The sequence below is a fragment of the Alcaligenes ammonioxydans genome, from assembly GCF_019343455.1.
Taxonomy (GTDB): Bacteria; Pseudomonadota; Gammaproteobacteria; order Burkholderiales; family Burkholderiaceae_B; genus Alcaligenes; species Alcaligenes ammonioxydans.
In genome coordinates, this window is record NZ_CP049362.1 from 914,160 (window position 1) to 936,844 (window position 22,685).

The window sequence follows — 22,685 nt, forward strand, 5'->3', positions numbered from 1 at the left end:
GGAAAGGCGCACCCTGGCGGTGCGCCTTTTTTGTTCTTGCCTCAGACAAGACCCGACCGTCGTCGTGTGACTGCACGCAGACTGCTTTAAGCCGGGCGTGGAAGTTTTCTTCTTTGGAGATCGTGTCGTGAAATGGTTCATTCTTGCCTTATTCATTGTGTGTACGATTGTCGTGCACTTCAGGGGTCGAGTCAGGCACCGCTTTTCCCGGCAGTTGCTGGACCATTCCACTTTCACGGCGCCGTTGAATGTGTTTATGTATGGCTTTTCGGCGGTACCGAATCAGCCCTATCTGGACTTGAAACATTTCCCGGAACTTAACAAACTGCTGGAACACTGCGATGAGATTCGCGCCGAGGCCCAGCACTTGTTTGGCGAAGGCCACATCAAGGCTTCGGACAAGTACAACGATGCAGGCTTTAACTCTTTTTTCAAAACCGGCTGGACGCGCTTTTACCTGAAGTGGTATGACGCCGATCATCCCTCGGCGCGCGAGCTGTGCCCGGTAACCACCAGCTTGCTCAAGGATATTCCCTCGATCAAGGCGGCCATGTTTACTTCTTTGCCGCCGGGCGCGCGCTTGCCGCGACACCGGGACCCCTACGCCGGTTCCTTGCGTTTTCACATGGGCTTGATGACACCCAATAGTCCTGACTGCTACATCGATGTGGATGGCCAGACCTATTATTGGCGTGATGGTGAAGCCGTCGTTTTTGATGAAACCTTTATTCATTACGCAGAGAACAAGACGGATCAGAACCGCATTATCCTGTTTGCCGATATTGAACGCCCCATGCGTTATCGTTGGGCACAGGCGGTCAATCACGCGGTAGGCGGGTTTTTGCTGCGTGCGGCGGCTGCCCCGAATCAGGAAGGCGACCGCACCGGCGGGATCAACCGCATCTTTGGCACGGTCTATGCGGTTCGTCGCTTTGGCAAGGCCATCAAGAAGAAAAACGAAACTCTGTACTACGTGCTCAAGTGGTTGCTGGTACTGGGCATTGCTGCCTTGATCTTCCTGTAAAGCGCGGGTACAGCCTTATGCAGACGGTCTTTATCACGGGTGCCAGCAGCGGTTTGGGTAAAGCGCTGGCGCAGGAGTACGCGGCTCAAGGCGCTTGCCTGGGGTTGCTTGGGCGGCGGCAGGAAGCACTCCAGGCGCTGGCTGACAGCCTGCCGGGCGAGCATCGTATTTATGTTGCCGATGTCCGCGACAGGGAGGCTTTGCATCAGGCTGCCCAGGACTTTTTGCAGTTCACGGGCCAGAGAATTGACGTGGTTATTGCCAGTGCGGGGATCAGTGCGGGGACTTTGACGGAAGAAACGGAAGACTTTGCTGTATTCAAGGCCATTGTGGAGACAAATCTGCTGGCGATGGTGGCAACCTTTGAACCGTTTATCAGCACCATGAAAACGGCAGGCAAGGGCTCATTGGTCGGTATTGCCAGCGTGGCGGGTATTCGTGGGTTGCCCGGTGCGGGTGCGTACAGCAGCTCCAAGGCTGCGGTTATCGCTTATTGCGAAAGCTTGCGTCTGGAGTTGTCGCCTTACGGCGTGTCCGTCGTGACAATTACGCCGGGTTATATCCGCACGGCCATGACGGCCCATAATCCTTACGCCATGCCTTTCTTGATGCCGGCCCAAGACTTTGCCCGCAAAGCCCGCAAGACCATTGAGCAGGGTGTTTCCTACCGGGTTATTCCTTGGCAAATGGGGATTGTGTCGCGGCTGATGCGTCTTTTGCCTGACTGGCTCTACGACCGTCTTGCGCGCGGGGCTCCTCGCAAGCCACGGCTGAACAACAAGGCCTGATCACCTTCCTCTGGCTGCTGCCTGGCGCTACCGAGGCCTGGTGGTGGCTCAGGCTTGCTCGTCCAGCGCCGTATTCAGATGAGGCAGTTGCCCCCATTGCGTGCAGGTCCAGTTCAGGTCCTCATCAATATTGAAGAAGTTCAAACTGGTATTCAGAATGGCATGAGTGCGTTTGGCATTGAGTGCCTGTTGGTTCAGTTTTCGCCAGACCATATCAATGACGCCACCATGGGCGAAGACCAGCAGGTTCTTGCCGGCATGTGTCTGGGACAGCGTCTCAAAGCAGTCCAAAACCCGGGTTTGAAACTGGCGCAGTGATTCGCCGCCTTCTACCGCATAATCAATATCAACCGTGTCGTCGGGCTGGTCGGGACCATGTCGGCCTGCCGCATCCCAGGCCTGACCTTCCAGTTTGCCAAAGCCACGCTCGCGCAATCCGGGCAGCCGCTCAATGGTGATGTCCCAGTGCTGACAGGCTATCTCGGCGGTTTCCCAGGCGCGTTGCAGATCACTGCTGATGACGGCGTCCACGGACTGTTGAAATGCCGGAGAGCTCAGGTAACTGTGCAGGGCCCGGGCCTGCTCCCGCCCGGTCTCGTTCAGGGCGATATCCTGCCAGCCCTGTAAGCGACGTACAGCGTTCCAGGCGGTTTCACCGTGGCGGATCAGACAAATAGACGTACTCATGCTTGCGGCCATTATTCAGGTAGGGAATCTGACTGCCAAAGGCAGGCTGATTCGCTATTGTAACGGGCCGGTCAAGCACAAGCAGATAGAGAGGGTATATACCGCATATAGCCTGAGGACGGAGGCAGAAACCGTGGTGAAACCTGCTTCTGCTTGGTCCAACGTGGTGTTTATCGCGTGCAGCCTTATTTTCAGGTGCCTTGTTGGGTCTTTCACGTTTAAAATCATGCCTCAATGAATCCGCCGGTGCTTCTGGAAGCGCTGGTGCGAGCGTAGGCCGAATTCAGCGGTATTTCTTTATTCCTTTTCTGGAACCCTCTATGTCTCAGTCTTACTTTCCGCGTTGGCGCCGTGTGTCCGGCAGCGAACCGGGTGCGGTTGTGCAACCTGACGAGTGTCTGGCAACGCCGCAAAACATTGCGATGGGCGCCCAGCACGTGGTGGCCATGTTCGGTTCCACCATTCTGGCCCCCTTGTTGATGGGCTTTGATCCCAACTTGGCTATTTTGATGTCGGGTATTGGCACCCTGATCTTTTTCGTGTTTGTAGGTGGCCGCGTCCCCAGTTACCTTGGGTCCAGTTTTGCGTTTATTGGTGGGGTGATTGCGGTGACCGGTTATGCCGGTAGCGGTCCCAATCCCAATATTGGTGTGGCTCTCGGGGCCATTATCATCTGCGGTCTGGTCTATACGCTGATCGGTGCGCTGGTCTGGGTATTTAATGCGCGCACTCACGGTGGCGCGGCACGTCTGATCAACCAGTGGATGCCGCCAGTGGTTACCGGCTCCATTGTGGCCGTGATCGGCCTGAATCTGGCACCCATTGCTGCCAAGGGCGCCATGGGTGCCGGTACTTTTGATTCCCTGATGGCTTTGATGACGGTGCTGTGTGTAGGCGGGATTGCCGTCTATACGCGGGGTGTGGCTCAGCGCCTGTTGATTCTGGTGGGTCTGCTTCTGGCCTGCGTGCTGTATTGGCTGTTCACCAACGTGATGGGCTACGGCACCCCGATCAATTTCGCGCCGGTTGCCCAGGCGGCCTGGTTGGGCCTGCCCACCTTCTCCACGCCCGTATTTCAGGCGCACGCCATGACCGTGATTGTGCCGGTGGCCATTATTCTGGTGGCCGAGAACCTGGGTCACATCAAAGCCGTGAGTGCCATGACGGGCCAGGATCTGGACGGTTATCTGGGGCGAGCTTTTGTGGGAGATGGGGTGGCCACTATGCTGTCCGGCTCGGTAGGGGGAACCGGAGTCACCACGTACGCTGAAAATATTGGTGTCATGGCGGCCACGCGCATTTACTCGACGCTGGTATTTGCCTTTGCCGCGGTGATTGCGATTTTTCTGGGCTTCTCGCCCAAATTCGGTGCTGTCATTCAATCCATTCCCGGTCCGGTGCTGGGGGGCATGTCCATCGTCGTGTTTGGTCTGATTGCGATTGCCGGTGCCCGTATCTGGGTGGTGAACCAGGTGGACTTCAGCGATAACCGCAACCTGCTGGTCGCCGCGGTCACGCTCATCCTGGGGGCCGGTAACTTCTCCTTGCAGTTTGGTGTGATCCGGCTCGATGGGATCGGCTGTGCCACCTTTGGCGCCATTTTGCTCCACGCCTTGTTGCGAGGTTCTGGCCGAAACAAGGGCTAGTCGCCCGTAGAGCCAATCCCTTTTGCTGTGGCCCTCAGCGGCCCGGCAAACTCCCTGACCGGTGAGATGGCCAGCCTTCCCGCTTCTCAGACCTCTGTTTTTTTACACAGGGGTTAGAGGGGCTTGCTATTTTCAGGCAGTTTGCCGACAATAGATCTCACACCCCGGTTCTTCGCGGGGTTTTTTTCTGCCGCGGAAGTTCTCCGTGATGGAAAAGCCTTATTGGGGCAGTCGGCAGCTTAAGGCCTGGGCAGTGTGTTTGATGTACGCTGCACGGTCGGCAGGTCTTTCAGGTCAGCCGATCCGGCCTGTTTGATTGTTTGCCCCATCATCGTTATCCCCCTATCTTCCAGGCGCTCCTGCTACGGAGCGTCTTTTACTTGTTGAGCAGGAATACTATGTCTGCGATCCCATTGACTGCGCAGGGCGCACAACGTTTGCAAGTCGAATTACACCGCCTCAAGACGGTGGAACGTCCGGATGTGATTAACGCCATCGCTGAGGCGCGAGCACAAGGCGATTTGTCCGAGAACGCCGAGTATGATGCCGCGCGTGAGCGCCAGGGCTTTATCGAGGGGCGGATCGCCGAACTGGAAGGCACCTTGTCCAACGCCCAGATTATCGAGCCTGCCGCCCTGGAAGCCGATGGTCGCATCGTGTTTGGCGCCACGGTTGAAATCGAGGACCTGGAGTCAGGCAATACAGTGACTTACCAGATTGTGGGTGATGTTGAAGCGGATATCCGCGCCAACAAAATCTCCATCTCCAGCCCTGTTGCGCGCGCCCTGATCGGCAAGAGCGAGGGCGATGTGGTTGAGGTCAAGGCGCCAGCCGGCATTCGTGAATACGAAATCCTGTCGATCAAATACATTTGATCGGGCGTTGAGCGGCGGGTTTATCCCGCTGCTGCTGACTGCACGCAAAAGAAAGGCCCCTGTACATTCTGCCGGGGCCTTATAATTTACGGGCGCTTAGCGTTTGCCCGAACCGCCCAGTCCACGACGGGCGCCAGCTCGCAAGGACATGGCACTGCCCGGACGACTGGTGCTACGACGTGGCGCAGCAGCCGGTTTGACTGCGGTGAACTTCTGAACGCTGCGCGGGGCGGCCGAGGCTTTTTTCTCCTGGGTGCTGCTGCGTTCAGCCTTCATTTCCGCACGGCGAGCCCGTTCGGTGCTGCGTGTGCGTTGGACGCCGGATGCGGCCAGTTTCTTGGGCGTGTAAGGCTCCGAGGGCTTACGCACCGCGCGAGTAGGTTTTTCGATGGGCGCTCCCAAAACAGGGGGGCGTTCAATATTGGGTCTGTAGATCGTCAGGATTTTGCCCAGATGGTGAATAGGGGCAGCATCGAGCGCATCGCAGATTTGTTCTAACATGGTCAGACGAGCCTGACGGTCATCACCGGCCACGCGAATCTTGATGAGTTGGTGGGCTTGCAGGTGGACGGTGATTTCTTTGAGCACAGCGTCAGTCAGGCCATTGTCTCCAATCAGGACAACTGGGCGCAAAGCGTGAGCAGCAGCACGAAGGTCGCTGCGCTCATGAGGTGTAAGGTTGAGTTTTGGCATAAAGAGATTGTACGGGAATGGCCAAGAAAAAATTCTCTAAAGAGTGGGTTCAGCAGCATATAAATGACCCCTACGTCAAATTGGCGCAACAAAAGGGGTATCGTGCGCGTGCGGCCTTCAAGCTCAGTGAAATATTGGATCTGGAGAAGATTCAGGTTCAGGGCAAGGTCGTGGTGGACCTGGGGTCGACGCCGGGCAGTTGGTCGCAACTGATACGTGAACGCATGGTCGGCCCCGGCGGTGTGCTCAATGGTCGCATTATCGCACTGGATATATTGGAAATGGAACCCATTGCGGGGGTGGAATTCATGCAAGGCGATTTTCGCGAGGACTCGGTGCTGGCGCAGTTGCAGGATTCTTTAAAAGGCGCTGCAGTAGATCTTGTGATTTCGGATATGGCCCCCAACTTGTCTGGTGTGGCATCGGCCGATTCCGCCCGCATCCAGCATTTATGCGAGCTGGCGCAGGAATTTGCCTTGCAGCATCTGACCGATGAGGGTGTCTTGATTGTCAAAGCCTTCCATGGCAGCGGGTTTTCCCAGATCGTGGAATCTTTCAAACAGAATTTTGTCAGAGTCGTCGAGCGTAAACCCAAGGCTTCGCGCGATAAATCCGCCGAGACCTTTCTCGTTGCCCGTGGTGTAAAGCGCAGGTAATTTATGACTTGCCGGTCCTTGAATCGGGTAGAATGAACTATGTATGGCGCTTGTTCAGCTATGTGTAAGCATATCGGACAAGTTATCGCAATCGCAGGAGATTGGCTTTGAACAATTCGTTTTCCAAAGTCGCGATCTGGATGGTTATTGCGCTGGTGCTGTTTACTGTTTTCAAGCAGTTTGACGGCCGGCCGCCAGCCACTGATGGCGTCACTTACACGCAATTCATGAATGATGCCCGTTCCGGACGCATCAGCAAGGTGGATATTCAGGGTGATACCCTGCATGTCACGCCGGATTCCGGTCGCAGCTACACGCTGACGTCCCCCGGTGACCTGTGGATGGTCCCTGAACTGGTGAAATCCGGTGTGCAGGTATCGGGCAAGGCCCGTGAAGAGCCTTCCTTCCTGACCAGCCTGTTCATCTCCTGGTTCCCCATGCTCCTGTTGATTGGTGTGTGGGTGTTCTTCATGCGCCAGATGCAAGGTGGTGGCAAGGGCGGGGCGTTCAGCTTTGGTAAATCGCGTGCCCGTTTGCTGGACGAGAACTCCAATCCTGTGACCTTTGCTGACGTAGCCGGTTGCGACGAAGCCAAGGAAGACGTACAGGAGCTGGTGGACTTTCTGCGCGATCCAAGCCGCTTTCAGCGTCTGGGTGGTCGCATTCCTCGCGGAATCCTGATGGTCGGCTCGCCCGGTACCGGTAAGACCCTGTTGGCCCGTGCCATTGCGGGTGAGGCCAAAGTGCCGTTTTTCAGCATTTCCGGTTCGGACTTCGTGGAAATGTTTGTCGGTGTGGGTGCTTCTCGCGTTCGCGACATGTTCGAAACCGCCAAGAAGCAATCGCCTTGCATTATCTTTATCGACGAAATTGATGCTGTCGGCCGTCAGCGTGGTGCTGGCCTAGGCGGTGGCAACGACGAACGCGAACAGACACTGAACCAGTTGCTGGTTGAGATGGACGGTTTTGAAACGGGCCAGGGTGTGCTGGTGATTGCCGCTACCAACCGTCCTGACGTGCTGGACCCCGCTTTGCTGCGTCCAGGCCGTTTCGACCGCCAGGTCGTTGTCGGTCTGCCTGACATCCGTGGTCGCGAGCAGATTCTGAAAGTTCACATGCGTAAAGTGCCTTTGGCACCCAACGTGGACGCTGTGGTGCTGGCTCGCGGTACGCCCGGTTTCTCCGGCGCCGATCTGGCCAACCTGGTCAACGAAGCCGCCCTGTTTGCAGCGCGCCGTAACGGTCGCACCGTGGATATGCAGGACTTCGAGCGCGCCAAGGACAAGATCATCATGGGTGCAGAACGTCGCACCATGATCATGCCCGAGGAAGAGCGTCGCAATACGGCCTACCACGAAGCGGGTCACGCGCTGGTGGCTTGCATGCTCCCCAAGACAGATCCGGTTCACAAGGTCACGATCATCCCTCGTGGTCGTGCCCTGGGCGTCACCATGCAATTGCCGGAAGGTGATCGTTACAGCATGGACAAAGAGCGCCTGTTGAACATGATTGCCGTGCTGTTTGGGGGACGTATTGCTGAAGAAGTGTTCATGAATCAAATGACCACTGGCGCGTCGAACGACTTTGAGCGGGCTACGCAGATTGCTCGCGACATTGTGACGCGCTACGGTATGACCGACTCCCTGGGCCCGGTTGTCTACGCCGAAAACGAAGGTGAAGTGTTTCTGGGTCGTAGCGTGACCAAGACCACGCACGTATCCGAAGCCACCATGCAGAAAGTGGATTCCGAAATCCGCAAGATCATCGATGAGCAGTACGCTGTTGCGCGCAAGCTGATCGAGGACAATAGCGACAAGATGCATGCCATGGCCAAGGCTTTGCTGGAATGGGAAACCATTGATGCCGATCAGATCGACGACATCATGAAAGGTTTGCCGCCACGGGCGCCACACGTGCCCAACAGCAATGACAACACGCCTTCCGATGGCGCCACGCCTCCCGCAGCGGGTCCCAGCCCAGCGGATGACAAAGGTGCCGCGGCGTCAACGCCTGTTGCTTAACTTACTTACCTAGGCCACGCCTATTTCATGAATTACCCTGAGTGGTCTTGTGGGCGCTTCCAGTTTGGGCTGGAGCGCCCTTTGGTTATGGGGATTGTGAATGTCACCCCAGACTCCTTTTATGATGGCAATACTCACAATGACTTGCCTCGGGCGCTGGACCACGCCCGTCAATTAATCGCCGAAGGCGCAGACATTCTGGATATCGGTGGCGAGTCCACTCGCCCTGGTGCCGAGCCCGTTTCCCTGGAACAAGAACTTGAGCGTGTGATTCCTCTGATCGAGGGCCTGCACGAGAGTGGTGTGGCTTTGTCGGTGGACACCTTCAAGCCAGAGGTCATGCGTGCCAGCCTGGCTGCCGGTGCCGATATGATCAATGACATCTACGCCTTGCGCATGCCCGGCGCCATCGAGGCTGTCCGGGACTCGGGTTGCGGCTTATGCGTCATGCATATGCAGGGTGAACCGAGAACCATGCAAGAGCAGATTCACTATGATGATGTTGTCGTTGATGTACGTCATTTTTTGCAACAACGATGTGACGCCTTAGTAAGCGCAGGCATTGAATCCAAGCGTATCATGCTGGATCCCGGCTTCGGCTTTGGTAAAACAGCAGCCCACAACTATCAGTTGTTACGTGGTTTGCAGCAGGCGGCAGTACCTGGTTACCCCTGGTTGATCGGTTTGTCGCGTAAATCCATGATTGGCCATGTCACGGGAAAACCCGCCAGTGAGCGTTTGATTGGCAGTCTATCGGCAGCCCTTGCCTGCGTGGCGCGGGGCGCAAAAATTGTCCGTGTCCATGATGTAGCCGCCACGCGCGAAGCGTTGGATGTGTGGAATGCGGTTGAATGTGGAGTCTCTGAATGAGCGATCGTAAATATTTCGGCACCGATGGTGTCCGCGGTGAAGTAGGTGGTCCAACCATTAACCCGGAGTTCGCCTTGCGTTTGGGTTACGCAGCTGGACAGGTGCTGGCCGCCCAGTACGAGGGTAGCGGTCGCCCCACTGTTGTAATTGGCAAGGACACGCGGATTTCCGGCTATATGCTGGAATCGGCGCTGGAAGCGGGCTTGTCGGCTGCTGGCATCGACGTCTTGCTGGCAGGGCCTGTGCCTACGCCTGCGGTGGCGTATCTGACACGTACGCTGCGTCTGGCAGCCGGTATCGTAATCTCCGCCTCGCACAATCCGTACTACGACAATGGCATCAAATTTTTCTCCGCTCAAGGCACCAAGTTGCCGGACGAGGTCGAGTTGAAGATTGAGCAGGCCATTGACCAGCCCATGCATTGGGTCAAGTCCGAGTCCTTGGGGCGTGCCCGCCGTCTGGCCGACTCGGCCGGCCGCTATATCGAATTTTGCAAGAGCGCTTTTCCCAATGACCTGAACCTGGATGGGCTGCGGATTGTGGTGGATGCGGCGCACGGTGCGGCTTACAACATTGCTCCGCATGTGTTTCGCGAGCTGGGTGCAGAGGTAATTGCCGTGGGCGTGCAGCCCGATGGCTTTAACATCAACCAGGAAGTGGGCGCTACCTATCCCGAGAAGCTGGCCGAAGAGGTGCGCAAGCATGGCGCTGATCTGGGTATCGCACTGGATGGCGACGCCGACCGTCTGCAGATGGTCGACTCGCAAGGGCGCATCTACAATGGTGACGAACTGTTGTATCTAATTGTTGCGGATCATCTGCAGACTCAGCCCGTTAAAGGGGTCGTGGGTACGCTGATGACCAACCTGGGTTTCGAGAAGAAGATGCAGGAACTGGGTGTGGAATTTGCCCGTGCCAAAGTGGGCGACCGCTATGTGCTGGAACTGATGCAGCAGAAAGGGTGGGTTTTCGGTGGCGAAAGCTCGGGTCATTTGTTGTGTCTGGAATGGCACACAACGGGCGATGGCATCATTGCCGCCCTGCAGGTCCTGACCGCTCTGTGTCACAGCGGCAAGAGCCTGCCTGAATTGACCCAAGGCCTGAAGATGTATCCGCAGATCATGGTTAACGTTCCTTTACAGCCCGGTCAGGACTGGAAGAACCATGCTGGTTTGCAACAAGCTACCCGAGAAGTCGAAGAAATGCTGGGCGATCGCGGTCGTGTGCTGATACGCGCCTCGGGCACCGAACCCAAGCTGCGTCTGATGGTGGAAGCAGAACAAACCGAGCTGGCTCAAGCAGGCATTGATACCTTGCTTGCAGTAGATTTAATGAAATAGTAATGTGGCTATCAAATACCTGAAACATTGTTTGTGCATGATGCACGAAAGTGTTTGGAGTCATCACGATGCTAAATCTTGAGCGCGAACGTACTGAAGTGGATTGGGGAAATACTTGGGCGGGTCATACTGTAGGAGGCTTGGCCTTGCGTCTGGCGCGCACCCAGGCCGAGCTCGAATGCCTTCAGCGCTTGCGTTTTCAGGTTTTCACTCAGGAAATGAACGCAGTCTTTCCAGACCAGCACAATGGTCTGGATATAGATCGCTTTGATCCCTGGTGCGAGCATTTCATGGTTACCGAGCCCGAAGAAAATCGGGTTGTCGGTACTTATCGCTTGCTCACCCCTGAAAATGCCTATAAAGCGGGCGGCTATTACTCAGAGTCCGAATTTGATATCAGTGCCCTGGATGGGCTGCGTCCCAGCCTGGTTGAGGTGGGGCGCTCCTGCATCCACCCCGACTATCGCAACGGGTCGGCCATCATGATGTTGTGGGGTGGTATTGCGGCATTGACACGGGTGGGGGGCTATCGCTATTTGCTGGGCTGCGCCAGCGTCAGCCTGCGCGATGATGGTGTTACGGCAGCCGAAGTTTGGCGTGTGGCCCAAAAGTCCATGCAGGACAATCCGCAGCTCCCTCGTGTGCAACCCTTGAACCGCTACCCGGTCGAGCGTTTGAACAGCGATTTGCCGGCGCGCATCCCCCCGCTGATCAAAGGATATTTGAAGCTGGGTGCCACCATTTGTGGTGAACCGGCCTGGGACCCCGATTTCAATACGGCGGACTTTCCCGTCCTGCTGGATCTGGAGGCCATGGACGAGCGCTACAAACGTCATTTTGGTCTGGTCTAGGCCGGGTCGGCTCCAAGCTGTTTGAGACGGGCCGGGGTTGCTTGCCTGGATTTGAAAAAACCCCCGAAAGTTGGATGACGATCCGACTTTCGGGGGTTTTTTTGAGTGGGCGGGCCGACGGGAGCCCACAGACTTTTGACTTTGTTCCGGGCAGCAATCCCGATCCACCGTGGTGACTGTCTGGCCGTGTCTGGGCAGGGGCCGGGCGGCAAGGTGCTTAGACTAACTCCAGGCTCAGGTCATTGATGTCACTTTGCCAGGCTTGGACTTCAGCCTGCAAGGAGGCCTGCGTCAAAGGGTGATTGGCCATCCAGTCGTGATCGACATGAATCAGGACAGTTTTGCCACGGGCTTCCAGTCTGAGCGGCAACGTCTCTCTGTCCTCCCGGCGACGCATGAGCATGACCGCCAGGCGCAGGCTCAGTAAAGTCAGCCACCAGGCATTGGTGCTTTCAAAACGCTTCAGCTTGCCCAGCTTGCCTTGGTGACCCAAGCTCAGGAAACTGAGCAAGGCCTGGTCATCGTTGGAAAAGCCGGGCATATCGGCATGTTCCAGTACGTAAGCGGTGTGCTTGTGATAATCGGCATGCGCGATGCTCAGACCCACTTCATGCAGATCGGCGGCCCAGCCCAACTGGCGTTGCAGCTCCTGAACTTCGGGCGTATCGGGCAGTTTCAACTGGTCGAAAAACTGCAGGGCGGCATCGTGAACCCGGTGAGACTGGCGCGTATCTACCTGATAACGCTTCATCATCTGCTGAACAGTCTGGTCGCGTTGATCGTGCTCTGATTCGCGCCCGAGCATGTCGTAGAGAACCCCTACTCGCAAGGCTCCTTCGCCGGGCAGCATCTGGCGGATCTTAAGCTCCTGAAAGGCGGCCATCATGATGGCCAGACCTGCTGCCAGTACCGGCGCGCGGTGCGGCTTGATGCCGCTCAGGTTGCGCATGTCCACCTTGCCATCCTGGATCAGGCGTTTGCGCAGCAATTCCATGCCTTCCAGGGTGATGCCCTTTTTGGACATGCCATTTTCCTGCAGGATGGCGATCAGTCCCTTGGCGGTGCCCGAGGAGCCGTAAGCTTCCTGCCAGCCAGTTTTGCGGTACTGACGCGTGATCCCTTCCAGTTCCCGGCGTGCCGCCAGAATGGCATGGTTCATGCGTTCTTCGGTAATGAGGCCGTCCGCAAAGAATTTGTCGGTGTAGCTGACACAGCCCATATAAAGCGACGACAGCAGCAAGGGCTTGAGACCTTTGCCAATAATGACTTCTGTCGAACCGCCACCAATATCAATCATCAGGCGGCGATTGGGGGAAGGGGGCAGCTCGTTGCTGATCCCCGAGAAAATCAGTCGGGCCTCTTCGTGGCCGGAGATGACCTCGATGGGAAAGCCAAAGGCTGCTTCGGCAGCGGGCAGTACTTCGCTCAAATTGCGTGCAACCCGAAAGGTGTTGGTGGCAACGGCACGAACACGATTGGGGTGAAAGCCGGCCAGGCGTTCGTTAAAGCGTTTCAGGATGACTACCGCACGTTCAATGGCATCGGGGCTGATGTACTTGTCGGGGCCCATGCCGGCGGCGAGTCGGACAGATTCGTTAAGGCGGTCAATGGTGTAGATCTGGGCATGACCGTTGTGCTGAACCACACGTCCAATGGATAAACGAAAGCTGTTGGAGCCCAGGTCCACAGCGGCAAGAAGTTGTTCCATGAGGCATCGCTCGGGATGATTACTGTGCGATTATAAGGACATTAATCATGGCTTTTGTTACATAAACAGGAAAATTAAGAAAAGTTAGCTTAAACCTGTGGGGAAGGCGATAGCCGGTCGTCTCTTTTGCTAGGCAGGCGTGAGTGGCACCCGGATGGCATCTGGGTCATAGAGCTGTAACATTCATGTAGTAAAAGTCTGACACTCCCCTCTTTTTTGGCTTTTTAACGACCTCACCATGCTGCCTTCCCCAGATTCAACCTTGCTAAACCGTGAGTTGTCCTTGCTCAAGTTCAATGAGCGAGTGCTGGCCATGGCCGAAAACCCAACTACGCCTTTGCTGGAGCGCTTGCGCTATATCTGTATTGTCAGTTCGAACATTGACGAGTTTTTCGAAATTCGCATCTCCAGCCTGAAAGAGCAGATTTTGCAGAATCCTCATCAAGTGGGGGATGACGGGTTTTTGCCTCAACAGGCGTTTGACAAGGTGCAGGCGGCCGCCCATCAACTGGTTGAGAAGCAAAACGATTTGTTGATGGACGATGTATTGCCAGCACTTATGGAGGAGGGCATTGGCTTACTACTGACCGCGCTATGGACACCGGCCCAGCGCGAGTGGGCTTATCAGACTTTTTTGCGTGATGTCATGCCTTTGCTCACGCCGATTGGCCTGGACCCGGCCCATCCCTTTCCCCGTGTCTATAACAAAAGCCTGAACTACATTGTGGAGCTCAGTGGCGAGGATGCTTTTGCCCGCAGCGGCACCATTGCCATTGTGCAGGCCCCCCGTGCCCTGCCGCGGGTAATCCGGGTCCCCGACGATATAGCGGGGATTCCTCAGGGCTATATGCTCTTGACCTCCCTGATCAGTGTATTTGTGGGGGAGCTGTTTCCCGGTATGGATGTAAAGGGCTGTTATCAGTGGCGGGTTACGCGCAACAGTGATCTGTTTGTGGACGAAGAAGAGGTCACCAATTTGCGCGCCGCCCTGCAAGGCGAGCTGTCGCAACGCAACTTTGGTGCAGCGGTACGCCTGGAAATTGACCGCTCCATGCCCGAGCGCCTGGAGCGCTTTTTGCAAAGCGAGTTTTCGCTGGATGTCCCTGATACCTACCGAGTCAGCGGCCCGGTCAACCTGACCCGTTTGATGCAGCTGTGCAATGTGCCGGATCGCCCTGATCTTCTGTTTCCGGATTACCGCGCTCCGATTCCTGCGCCTTTTGATTCAACGTTTGAGTCTCCGGCCCAGTTTTTCGAGGCGATTTCCCGCAAGGATCAGTTGCTGCACCATCCCTACCAGTCATTTCAGCCTGTCTTGAGCTTTTTGCGGGCTGCCGCAGCGGACCCGGCTGTGGTGGGTATCAAGCAGACCATTTATCGTACCGGTGAAGACTCGGAACTGATGAACATTCTCCTGTCGGCTGCGCGTGCAGGCAAGGAGGTGACGGTGGTGGTCGAGCTCATGGCCCGCTTTGATGAGCAGACCAATATCAATTGGGCGGCCAAGCTGGAAGAGGTGGGCGCGCATGTCAGTTACGGGGTGGTGGGGCACAAAACCCATGCCAAAATGGCGCTGGTCCTGCGTCGTGAAGCAGGAGCCATCCGTCGCTATGGCCATTTGGGGACGGGAAACTATCATCCACGTACCGCTCGCCTGTATACGGACTTCGGTTTGCTGACCGCCAATCAGGAAGTTTGCGAGGACATGGACAAGGTGTTTTCCATGCTGACCGGTCTGGGCGCCTGGCGTCCCTTAAAGCGCTTGCTGCAGTCGCCCTTTACCCTGCACGACAGCATGATGGACCGGATTCAGGCCGAAACCGAGCGCGCGTTGGCAGGCAAGAAAGCCCGTATCATGGCCAAGATGAATTCCTTGCTGGAGCCCAAGATCATTCAGGCGCTCTATGACGCCAGCCAGGCAGGGGTCAAGGTGGATCTGATTGTGCGTGGCGCTTGCGCGCTGCGTGCCGGCGTAAAGGGCTTGTCGGAGAACATCCAGGTGCGTTCGATTATCGGACGCTTTTTGGAGCACTCACGGGTTTTCTATTTCTACAATGGTGGGCAGGAAGAAGTCTTTATTTCTTCGGCCGACTGGATGGACCGAAACTTCTTTCGCCGGGTCGAACTGGGTGTGCCCGTACTGGATCGCAGCCTGAAAAAGCGGGTGATTGCCGAAGCCTTTACCTACGCCTTGCGCGACAATCAATTGTCCTGGAAGGCCAGCCCGGACGGGACGTATAACCGTATTCGCAGCCGTGGGGCGCCATTTAACCTGCACCAGAACCTGATGCAACGACTGGGTGCTGGATGAAATACAGACTGTCATGAACATGTCATATAGCCTGTTTATGATGACGTTACATACAGGGTGGGCCTGTCTTCTGACTATCATCAAGAGGATTTCTCGATGTTAAAACGTGTATTCAACAAGGTAAGTATTGCTCTGGCGTTCAGCGCTTTTGCGGCCACTGCCACAGCTGCAGACGTCACCGGTGCGGGTGCGTCGTTCCCTTACCCAATCTATGCCAAATGGGCGGCTGAATACGCCAAGCAAACCAATAACCGCGTCAACTACCAGTCGATTGGTTCGGGTGGTGGTCAGCAGCAGATTATTGCCAAGACGGTGGATTTCGGTGCTTCGGATGACCCGATGAAGGTCGAGACGCTGGAAAAAGAAAACCTGTTGCAGTTCCCCGCCGTCATCGGTGGTGTGGTGCCTGTGATCAACGTGGAAGGCATCGAGCCTGGCAAGCTGAAACTGTCGGGCAAAGTGCTGGCTGACATCTATCTGGCCAAGATCACCAAGTGGGACGATGCAGCCATCAAAGAGCTGAATCCTGATCTGACTCTGCCTAACAAAGACATCGTGGTGGTTCACCGCTCCGACGGTTCGGGCACCACCTTTGGCTGGACCAACTACCTGTCCAAAGTGTCCCCCGACTGGAAATCCCAGGTTGGTGAAGGCAAGGCTGTGAAGTGGCCTACCGGTCAAGGTGGCAAGGGTAACGAAGGCGTGGCCGCTTACGTGCGTCAGCTGCAGAACTCGATCGGCTACGTGGAATACGCCTACGCCAAGCAGAACAAACTGTCCTGGACCCAGTTGCAGAACAAGGACGGCCAGTTCGTCCAGCCTGGTCAGGAAAGCTTTGCGGCCGCCGCTGCCAATGCAGACTGGGCCGGTACGCCTGGCATGGGTGTGATCCTGACTGAAGAGCCTGGCGCCAAGTCCTGGCCCATCACGTCGGCGACCTTCATCCTGATGCACAAGGTGCAGGACAAGCCTGAAAATGGTAAAGAAGTGTTGAACTTCTTTAACTGGGCCTTCGAGAACGGCGCCAAGTCTGCTGAAGAACTGGATTACGTGGCTCTGCCCAAAGACGTCACCGACAAGATCAAGGCGGCTTGGGCTGCTGAAATCAAGACCAAAGACGGCGCTGCGGTCTGGAAGTAAGATTCGTGTTCAAATATAGGTCAGTTGTAAATTGATCTTGCGAGACGGCCCACCTCTAGGTGGCGCCGTCTTTATTATGTAAAAATTACGGTTTTGTCTTGAACGCACAGCGCGTGACCTTATCGGTTTGCCGGACCTGTCCAGCCCTGGCTGTTACAGAATCCATAAATCGGTTGCAGTGCGTTTGTCCCATTCCGGCCTGACCCTTCATCTGTCTACATGAAATCAAATCAGAACGCCTTTATGGACGGCATTTTCAAGAACATGACGCGCTCGTTTGCGTTTCTCGTGTTCATTTTGCTGGCTGCCATCTCTATTTCCCTGATCTATGGAAGCCGGGAATCCATTGCCGAATACGGTTTCTCTTTTCTCTGGACGAATAATTGGGATCCGGTCAATAACGAATATGGCGCATTGGTACCTATTGCCGGTACCTTGCTGACCTCTTTTATCGCCCTGTGTATTGCCGTGCCAGTCTCGTTCGGGATTGCCATGTTCCTGACGGAACTGTCGCCGGCGTGGTTGCGTCGTCCCTTGGGGACGGCCATTGAAATGCTGGCTGCCATCCCGTCCATTATTTATGGCATGTGGGGCCTGTTTGTCTTTGTGCCCCTGTTTCAGCGCTATGTTCAGCCTGGCCTGATCTCCTTTTTTGAGGGGGTGCCCGTGCTGGGCCAGATCTTTGCGGGTCCTCCCTTCGGCATCGGTGTGTTCACCGCGGGGCTGATTCTGTCCATCATGGTGATCCCCTTCATTACCGCGGTGATGCGTGACGTGTTCGAGCTGGTTCCTCCCATGCTCAAAGAGTCCGCCTATGGCTTGGGCAGCACTACCTGGGAAGTGATGTGGCGGGTGGTTCTGCCATTCACCAAGAACGGGGTGATTGGCGGGATCATGTTGGGTCTGGGGCGCGCACTGGGTGAAACCATGGCCGTCACCTTTGTGATTGGGAACTCCTTTAACTTGCCCAGCTCGCTGTTTTCGCCCTCGAACTCGATTGCATCGGCACTGGCCAACGAGTTTAACGAAGCCGGTGGCATGCAGAAATCCGCCTTGCTGGAGCTGGGTCTGATCCTGTTCCTGATCACCACGGTTGTGTTGGCGATCTCCAAGCTGCTCTTGTTGCGTCTGGCCAAGAACGAAGGCACCTCGCGCTAAGGATCACCTACCATGTTTGATAAAAAATCTGCAATTAGTCTGAGCAACCCGATCTACAAACGCAGGCAGGTATTTAACCGTCTGATGCTGGGTGTGTCTTTTGCTGCCTTGATCTTTGGCCTGTTCTGGTTGTTCTGGATTATCTGGACCCTGATCGAGAAGGGCAGCAGTGCCATGGCCTGGTCCCTCTTGTTTGAAAGCACACCGCCTCCGGGTGGCGAGGGGGGGCTGCTCAACGCCATCGTCGGCAGTGTCATGATGGCTGGCGTCGGTACCCTGATCGGCACGCCGATTGGCATTCTGGCCGGGACCTATCTGGCCGAGTACGGTCAGCGCGGCTGGCTGGCCCCGGCGACCCGCTTTCTGAACGACGTGTTGTTATCGGCACCGTCCATCATTATTGGTTTGTTCATCTACGCCGTGTACGTGGCTCAGGTAGGACACTATTCGGGTTGGGCCGGTTCTTTGGCTCTGGCCATTCTGGTGATCCCCGTAGTAGTGCGCTCTACCGACAATATGCTGATGCTGGTCCCCAATGGCCTGCGTGAAGCGGCCGCGGCACTGGGCTGCCCCAAGTGGAAGATCGTGATGTCCATTTCCTACCGAGCCGCTTTGCCCGGTATCGTGACGGGGGTTCTTCTGGCCGTCGCCCGGATTGCGGGTGAAACGGCTCCCTTGTTGTTCACTGCCTTGAACAACCAGTTCATGTCCATGAATATGAACGCGCCGCTGGCCAACCTGCCAGTGGTCATTTTCCAATATGCTGCCAGCCCCTTTGAGGACTGGAACCGTCTGGCCTGGGCAGGTGCGGTGTTGATTACCTTGCTGGTGTTGGGTATCAATATCCTGGCTCGAAGCCTTTTCCGCCAAAAATAACGTTTTCACGGAGCGCCCTAGTCGGCCAACGCTATGAGTCAAATTATTACCTCCGACGAATCGACCAAGATTGAAATCCGTAATCTGAATTTCTTCTATGGCAAATTCCATGCCCTGCGCAATGTGAACATGTCTATCAAGGAAAAGAAGGTCACGGCCTTTATCGGACCATCCGGTTGCGGTAAATCCACCTTGCTGCGCACGCTGAACCGCATGTACGAGCTGTATCCCGGCCAACGTGCTGAAGGCGAAATCCTGCTGGACAATGAAAACCTTCTGACCTCCAAACAGGACATTTCCCTGATCCGTGCCAAGGTGGGCATGGTGTTTCAGAAGCCGACGCCGTTTCCCATGAGCATTTATGACAACGTGGCCTTTGGCGTGCGTTTGTTCGAGCGCCTGAGCAAAGGTGAAATGGATGAGCGTGTGGAATGGGCCCTGTCCAAAGCCGCATTGTGGAATGAGGTGAAAGACAAGCTGCATCAAAGCGGTAACGGTTTGTCCGGTGGTCAGCAGCAGCGTCTGTGTATCGCTCGCGGTGTGGCGATCAAGCCCGAGGTTCTGTTGCTGGACGAGCCCTGCTCGGCGCTGGACCCTATTTCCACGGCCAAGATTGAAGAGCTGATTGCCGAGCTGAAAACCGATTACACCGTGGTCATTGTGACCCACAATATGCAGCAGGCCGCACGCTGCTCGGATTACACCGCCTACATGTACCTGGGCGAGCTGATGGAATTTGGTGAAACCGACCAGATTTTCGTCAAACCAGCCCGCAAGGAAACCGAAGACTACATCACGGGTCGTTTCGGTTAATCAGACACGGGCAGATCCCCTTGCCTTGGTGGCATGGACGAGCGTCTGTGCCACCGCCCCCTGCCTGTAGATTGCACAAGGGCTTTTTCCGTGCTGACACGGTAGGTAAGCAGCGTCGGGCTCAGGCGAGCGCTCATCGAGGATTGGCGATCGCCCGGCACCCGTGCGGCTATTGGCTTAATTTGCGTAATGCGTGGCGAATGACCTTGCCGGTGGTCGTCATGGGCAGGGCATCCACAAACTCAATCAAGCGGGGATACTCATGCGCTGCGACCCGTCGCTTGATGTGCTCCTGAATTTCCTTGATCAGATTCTGTGATGGTTCGACGTCCTCTTTGAGGACAATAAAGGCCTTTACGACTTCGGTGCGTTCCGGGTCGGGTACTCCGATCACGGCCGCCATCGCCACTGCCGGGTGCCCCATCAGACCATCCTCAATCGGGCCAGGGCCGATTCGGTAGCCGGAGCTGGTAATGACATCGTCGTCCCGGCCCACGAACTGGATATAGCCGTGCTCATCCTGCGTGCCTTTATCGCCGGTCAGTAGCCAGTTTCCTACAAATTTTTCTTTAGTGGCTTCAGGTCGCTGCCAGTAACCCAGAAACATGACTGGGTCAGGAGCCTGGACAGCAATATGGCCTTCGACACCGGCTTTTTGAATTTGCCCCTGGTCATCCACAATCGCCACCCTGTGGCCGGGCACGGGCTTGCCGATTTTACCTGCCTGACCGGGAAACCAGGCCGAGCAGGAGGACACGATCATATTGCACTCGGTCTGCCCGTAGAACTCGTTGATGGTGATACCCAGTTCCTGTTTGGCCCAATCCAGCAGTTGTGCGCCCAGTGACTCTCCGCCGCTGGCAATGGACCGCAGCTTCAAAGGCCATTGTTCGCGCGACCACTGGCTGCGGCGCAGCATTTTTAGGGCAGTAGGCGGCAGGAAGGTATGCGTTACACCCTGTTCGGACATCAACCTCCAGGTCGCCTCGGCATCGAACTTGGGAAAACGGTATGCCAGCACAGGGATACCGTGATGCCAGGCGGGCAGCAGGACATCGAGCAGGCCGCCAATCCAGGCCCAGTCAGCGGGTGTCCACATCAGCCCCTCGCCTGTGGGCAGGAAGTTGTGGGACATTTCCACGCCAGGCAAATGCCCCAGCAGGACCCGGTGGGCATGCAAGGCTCCTTTGGCCGACCCCGTGGTGCCGGAGGTGTAGATCAGCAGCGCCGGGTCGTCGGCGCGAGTAGTCAGTGTGCGCGGTGCTGGCTCAGGATGGGTGTGAATGGCGTGCCACAAGGACAGAGCCTGCTCCTGATCTTGCTGGCTGTCAGTCTGATAAAGATGCTTGAGCTGCGGCAGATGTTCGCGCAAAGGCAGTACCGTCTCCAGGCCCTGTTGATCGGTAATCAACGTGCTGGCGCCCGAGTCATTCAAGCGATAACGCAGGGCCTCGGTGCCGAACAGGGTAAATAAAGGCATGGCGATGGCGCCAATCTTGTAAGTCGCCAAGTGAGCCAGGGCAGTTTCCAGACCTTGAGCCAGGAAAATGGCGATTCTATCGCCGGGCTGAATGCCTTGTGCCTGCCAGGCGGCCGTCAGGGAGTCGGACCAGGCCTTGAGCTGATCGAATGTGTAGCGTTTGACCTGCCCATCGGACAGTTGCTGGATCAGCGCCAGGCGCCCGGAGCCATCGGCCCACTTGTCGCAGGCATCATGGGCAATATTGTAGTGTTCAGGAATGGACCAGTGAAATTCCGAGTAGCTTTGTGAATAGGCAGAATCAGCAGACAGCATGAGAGGCACTTTTCCCGTAGGTAAGACAGACCTTCATCCTAACGTCTTGTGCGGGATGACCCTATCGGTACTAGCCAGTAGACACGAGAAACGGCGCTGGGCAGGCGCCGTTTCTCGTTCCGCTTTTTTTGCGATTAGAGCAATGACAAAGGACAAGCATCGATGGTTGAGGCTAGCCCTGTGTCGCGAGTCGCCCGCGCGGAGGGGGACGTCAGGGGAATCATGCGATTTGCGGGTGGTTTTAGCTCTTTTGCTGCTCGCTGGCAGGGGTTTGAGTTTGTTGACCCTTGCCATCGCGATGGCCGCGGCGGTGCTGGCCATCAGCTTTGCGCTCGACCACGGTGAAAGCACCGTTTTCACCTTCAGAGCGAACCCGGACCACTTTGCCGTCTTTATCCACGACCATGGCCATAATGCGATCGCCCCGCTGATGCAGGCTGCCCACCTTGGTATAGCCGGCCTCTTTCAGACGCTGGTAGGCCGGACCGATATCGGTGACTTCGTCGGCCGTCAGCGGCTTGTGGTCGCGGGCCTGGCGAGTTTGTGTCTGGGTGCTTTGCGTTGGGGCCGCGCCCGTGGTTTCTTGAGCGATGGCAGCGGTGCCGCCCAACAGACTTGCGCTCACTACCAGGGCAGAAAAAAGGGACATACGTTTCATATAAAGCTCCTTCATGTAATCAACAAGTAGTGCTGTCAGATTCCTGGGTAGCTTCCTTTTAAGAGGGAAGATGTGTGTGTCCTGTCAGCTTGGTGCCCATTATGGACAAGGGGCTCTGAATCTAAACTGAAGTTGCTGTTCATGTTATGTTCATCCGCAGCTTGCTATATAAGGGGAGAGTGACTTTGTTGATCCCTCTTTTTTGTTCTGCACGTACCGGTTCGTATGACCTCCATTAAACAGTCCGCACTGCTGATGTGTCTGGCCGCCGTTTGGGCGGCTGTGGCGCCTGGGGCGGCGGCTCACGCTCACGACTCTTCCGCCTGCGACCGTCAGAAACGGCAAGGCGTGCCCGCGTGGGACAGGACGGAGCATTCGGATTGGTCAGGGCATGATTATCTGGGCGATGACGATTGCCTGCGCCGTTTGCCGGCCGCTCCCCCCGCACCCGCAGCACCGCCTCCCAATGAGCGTTTTGGTCCCAGTCCCTACTGGCCACCGGGCCCGGCCTATCGGGGGCATGACCAGGCGCGTGAAGCGGTGCGTCGGGGCGAGGCTTTGCCACTGCGGGAGGTCTTGCGCCGGGTTCGGGAAGATTATCCGGGGCGGGTGCTGCGCGTGCAGTTTGAATATGACGAGCGTCTTGAACTATGGGTGTATGACTTGCGCATGCTGGTCGATGACAACCGCCTGTTGCGCCTGAAAGTGGATGCCTTGAGTGCCGAAGTGCTGCTGGTGCGTGGGGTCAAGCGTTCTCATTCGAAAGGACATTGAA

At 56.4% G+C, this 22,685-nt stretch carries 20 protein-coding genes; 15 read left to right on the plus strand and 5 right to left on the minus strand.

What is annotated here, in order from left to right:
• Positions 1 to 127 precede the first annotated feature (127 nt).
• Both lpxO and FE795_RS04155 read left to right on the plus strand, forming a co-directional pair.
• Entirely contained in the window at positions 128 to 1,024 is an 897-nt protein-coding gene (lpxO, locus tag FE795_RS04150) for a lipid A hydroxylase LpxO (protein WP_059318718.1), read from the plus strand.
• A gap of 17 nt (positions 1,025 to 1,041) precedes the next feature.
• Positions 1,042 to 1,812 carry an SDR family oxidoreductase gene (locus FE795_RS04155; protein ID WP_003803379.1) on the plus strand — a complete coding sequence of 257 codons (771 nt, stop codon included), beginning with the start codon at positions 1,042 to 1,044 and terminating at the stop codon, positions 1,810 to 1,812.
• Positions 1,813 to 1,860: 48 nt separating this feature from the next.
• Here the strand turns inward: FE795_RS04155 and FE795_RS04160 are convergent, their stop codons facing one another.
• A complete protein-coding gene (locus FE795_RS04160) occupies positions 1,861 to 2,499 on the minus strand; it encodes a histidine phosphatase family protein (protein WP_131071351.1) in 639 nt (212 codons plus the stop codon).
• Positions 2,500 to 2,819: 320 nt separating this feature from the next.
• On the opposite strand from FE795_RS04160, the gene FE795_RS04165 reads away from it, so the two are divergent.
• A complete protein-coding gene (locus FE795_RS04165; RefSeq protein WP_003803372.1) occupies positions 2,820 to 4,145 on the plus strand; it encodes a solute carrier family 23 protein in 1,326 nt (441 codons plus the stop codon).
• Positions 4,146 to 4,543: 398 nt separating this feature from the next.
• Positions 4,544 to 5,020 (plus strand): transcription elongation factor GreA, encoded by a 477-nt coding sequence (greA, locus tag FE795_RS04170; protein ID WP_003803370.1) that lies wholly within the window; start codon positions 4,544 to 4,546, stop codon positions 5,018 to 5,020.
• Positions 5,021 to 5,116: 96 nt separating this feature from the next.
• Here greA and FE795_RS04175 read toward each other — a convergent pair whose 3' ends face one another.
• Positions 5,117 to 5,713: a YhbY family RNA-binding protein gene (locus FE795_RS04175; RefSeq protein ID WP_003803369.1), complete on the minus strand. Its 597-nt coding sequence runs from the start codon at positions 5,711 to 5,713 to the stop codon at positions 5,117 to 5,119.
• A gap of 17 nt (positions 5,714 to 5,730) precedes the next feature.
• Between FE795_RS04175 and FE795_RS04180 the strand changes: the two genes are divergently transcribed.
• The 5 genes from FE795_RS04180 to FE795_RS04200 all read left to right on the plus strand — a co-directional run bounded on the left by FE795_RS04180 (position 5,731) and on the right by FE795_RS04200 (position 11,451).
• Positions 5,731 to 6,369 carry an RlmE family RNA methyltransferase gene (locus FE795_RS04180; protein ID WP_003803365.1) on the plus strand — a complete coding sequence of 213 codons (639 nt, stop codon included), beginning with the start codon at positions 5,731 to 5,733 and terminating at the stop codon, positions 6,367 to 6,369.
• 107 nt (positions 6,370 to 6,476) lie between these two features.
• Positions 6,477 to 8,390 carry an ATP-dependent zinc metalloprotease FtsH gene (ftsH, locus tag FE795_RS04185; protein ID WP_003803362.1) on the plus strand — a complete coding sequence of 638 codons (1,914 nt, stop codon included), beginning with the start codon at positions 6,477 to 6,479 and terminating at the stop codon, positions 8,388 to 8,390.
• 27 nt (positions 8,391 to 8,417) lie between these two features.
• Positions 8,418 to 9,260: a dihydropteroate synthase gene (gene folP, locus FE795_RS04190; protein WP_165477538.1), complete on the plus strand. Its 843-nt coding sequence runs from the start codon at positions 8,418 to 8,420 to the stop codon at positions 9,258 to 9,260.
• Positions 9,257 to 10,600 carry a phosphoglucosamine mutase gene (gene glmM, locus FE795_RS04195; RefSeq protein ID WP_003803357.1) on the plus strand — a complete coding sequence of 448 codons (1,344 nt, stop codon included), beginning with the start codon at positions 9,257 to 9,259 and terminating at the stop codon, positions 10,598 to 10,600. Before folP ends, glmM begins: the two co-directional genes overlap by 4 nt.
• Positions 10,601 to 10,668: 68 nt before the next feature.
• Positions 10,669 to 11,451, plus strand: a complete 783-nt coding sequence (locus FE795_RS04200; RefSeq protein ID WP_003803355.1) for a GNAT family N-acetyltransferase — start codon at positions 10,669 to 10,671, stop codon at positions 11,449 to 11,451.
• A gap of 217 nt (positions 11,452 to 11,668) precedes the next feature.
• Here FE795_RS04200 and FE795_RS04205 read toward each other — a convergent pair whose 3' ends face one another.
• Entirely contained in the window at positions 11,669 to 13,159 is a 1,491-nt protein-coding gene (locus FE795_RS04205; RefSeq protein WP_059318721.1) for a Ppx/GppA phosphatase family protein, read from the minus strand.
• Positions 13,160 to 13,397: 238 nt separating this feature from the next.
• Here FE795_RS04205 and ppk1 point away from each other — a divergent pair, with 238 nt between their 5' ends.
• The 5 genes from ppk1 (at position 13,398) to pstB (ending at position 19,457) form a co-directional block, all read left to right on the plus strand.
• Positions 13,398 to 15,470 (plus strand): polyphosphate kinase 1, encoded by a 2,073-nt coding sequence (gene ppk1 / locus FE795_RS04210; protein WP_131071352.1) that lies wholly within the window; start codon positions 13,398 to 13,400, stop codon positions 15,468 to 15,470.
• Positions 15,471 to 15,566: 96 nt separating this feature from the next.
• Positions 15,567 to 16,610, plus strand: a complete 1,044-nt coding sequence (gene pstS / locus FE795_RS04215; RefSeq protein ID WP_003803350.1) for a phosphate ABC transporter substrate-binding protein PstS — start codon at positions 15,567 to 15,569, stop codon at positions 16,608 to 16,610.
• A gap of 219 nt (positions 16,611 to 16,829) precedes the next feature.
• Positions 16,830 to 17,768, plus strand: a complete 939-nt coding sequence (gene pstC / locus FE795_RS04220; RefSeq protein WP_003802770.1) for a phosphate ABC transporter permease subunit PstC — start codon at positions 16,830 to 16,832, stop codon at positions 17,766 to 17,768.
• 12 nt (positions 17,769 to 17,780) lie between these two features.
• Entirely contained in the window at positions 17,781 to 18,644 is an 864-nt protein-coding gene (gene pstA, locus FE795_RS04225; protein WP_003802768.1) for a phosphate ABC transporter permease PstA, read from the plus strand.
• Positions 18,645 to 18,677: 33 nt separating this feature from the next.
• Entirely contained in the window at positions 18,678 to 19,457 is a 780-nt protein-coding gene (pstB, locus tag FE795_RS04230) for a phosphate ABC transporter ATP-binding protein PstB (protein WP_003802766.1), read from the plus strand.
• 169 nt (positions 19,458 to 19,626) lie between these two features.
• On the opposite strand, the gene FE795_RS04235 is transcribed toward pstB, so the two are convergent.
• Both FE795_RS04235 and FE795_RS04240 read right to left on the minus strand, forming a co-directional pair.
• Complete coding sequence (locus FE795_RS04235) at positions 19,627 to 21,252, minus strand: acyl-CoA synthetase (protein ID WP_219235742.1); 1,626 nt, start codon at positions 21,250 to 21,252, stop codon at positions 19,627 to 19,629.
• Positions 21,253 to 21,493: 241 nt separating this feature from the next.
• Positions 21,494 to 21,910 (minus strand): hypothetical protein, encoded by a 417-nt coding sequence (locus FE795_RS04240; protein ID WP_219235743.1) that lies wholly within the window; start codon positions 21,908 to 21,910, stop codon positions 21,494 to 21,496.
• Between the two features lie 225 nt (positions 21,911 to 22,135).
• On the opposite strand from FE795_RS04240, the gene FE795_RS04245 reads away from it, so the two are divergent.
• Complete coding sequence (locus FE795_RS04245) at positions 22,136 to 22,684, plus strand: PepSY domain-containing protein (RefSeq protein WP_003802760.1); 549 nt, start codon at positions 22,136 to 22,138, stop codon at positions 22,682 to 22,684.
• Position 22,685: the final 1 nt, after the last annotated feature.

What these genes read in the sequence shown, in the direction of transcription:
- FE795_RS04175 (WP_003803369.1), bottom strand. Translation starts at nt 5,713, where the DNA reads ATGCCAAAACTCAACCTTACACCTCATGAGCGCAGCGACCTTCGTGCT.
- FE795_RS04155 (WP_003803379.1), top strand. Translation starts at nt 1,042, where the DNA reads ATGCAGACGGTCTTTATCACGGGTGCCAGCAGCGGTTTGGGTAAAGCG.
- folP (WP_165477538.1), top strand. Translation starts at nt 8,418, where the DNA reads ATGAATTACCCTGAGTGGTCTTGTGGGCGCTTCCAGTTTGGGCTGGAG.
- FE795_RS04240 (WP_219235743.1), bottom strand. Translation starts at nt 21,910, where the DNA reads ATGAAACGTATGTCCCTTTTTTCTGCCCTGGTAGTGAGCGCAAGTCTG.
- FE795_RS04180 (WP_003803365.1), top strand. Translation starts at nt 5,731, where the DNA reads ATGGCCAAGAAAAAATTCTCTAAAGAGTGGGTTCAGCAGCATATAAAT.
- pstS (WP_003803350.1), top strand. Translation starts at nt 15,567, where the DNA reads ATGTTAAAACGTGTATTCAACAAGGTAAGTATTGCTCTGGCGTTCAGC.
- FE795_RS04235 (WP_219235742.1), bottom strand. Translation starts at nt 21,252, where the DNA reads ATGCTGTCTGCTGATTCTGCCTATTCACAAAGCTACTCGGAATTTCAC.
- FE795_RS04245 (WP_003802760.1), top strand. Translation starts at nt 22,136, where the DNA reads ATGACCTCCATTAAACAGTCCGCACTGCTGATGTGTCTGGCCGCCGTT.
- FE795_RS04165 (WP_003803372.1), top strand. Translation starts at nt 2,820, where the DNA reads ATGTCTCAGTCTTACTTTCCGCGTTGGCGCCGTGTGTCCGGCAGCGAA.
- pstA (WP_003802768.1), top strand. Translation starts at nt 17,781, where the DNA reads ATGTTTGATAAAAAATCTGCAATTAGTCTGAGCAACCCGATCTACAAA.
- FE795_RS04205 (WP_059318721.1), bottom strand. Translation starts at nt 13,159, where the DNA reads ATGGAACAACTTCTTGCCGCTGTGGACCTGGGCTCCAACAGCTTTCGT.
- FE795_RS04200 (WP_003803355.1), top strand. Translation starts at nt 10,669, where the DNA reads ATGCTAAATCTTGAGCGCGAACGTACTGAAGTGGATTGGGGAAATACT.
- pstB (WP_003802766.1), top strand. Translation starts at nt 18,678, where the DNA reads ATGAGTCAAATTATTACCTCCGACGAATCGACCAAGATTGAAATCCGT.
- ppk1 (WP_131071352.1), top strand. Translation starts at nt 13,398, where the DNA reads ATGCTGCCTTCCCCAGATTCAACCTTGCTAAACCGTGAGTTGTCCTTG.
- greA (WP_003803370.1), top strand. Translation starts at nt 4,544, where the DNA reads ATGTCTGCGATCCCATTGACTGCGCAGGGCGCACAACGTTTGCAAGTC.
- FE795_RS04160 (WP_131071351.1), bottom strand. Translation starts at nt 2,499, where the DNA reads ATGAGTACGTCTATTTGTCTGATCCGCCACGGTGAAACCGCCTGGAAC.
- pstC (WP_003802770.1), top strand. Translation starts at nt 16,830, where the DNA reads ATGAAATCAAATCAGAACGCCTTTATGGACGGCATTTTCAAGAACATG.
- glmM (WP_003803357.1), top strand. Translation starts at nt 9,257, where the DNA reads ATGAGCGATCGTAAATATTTCGGCACCGATGGTGTCCGCGGTGAAGTA.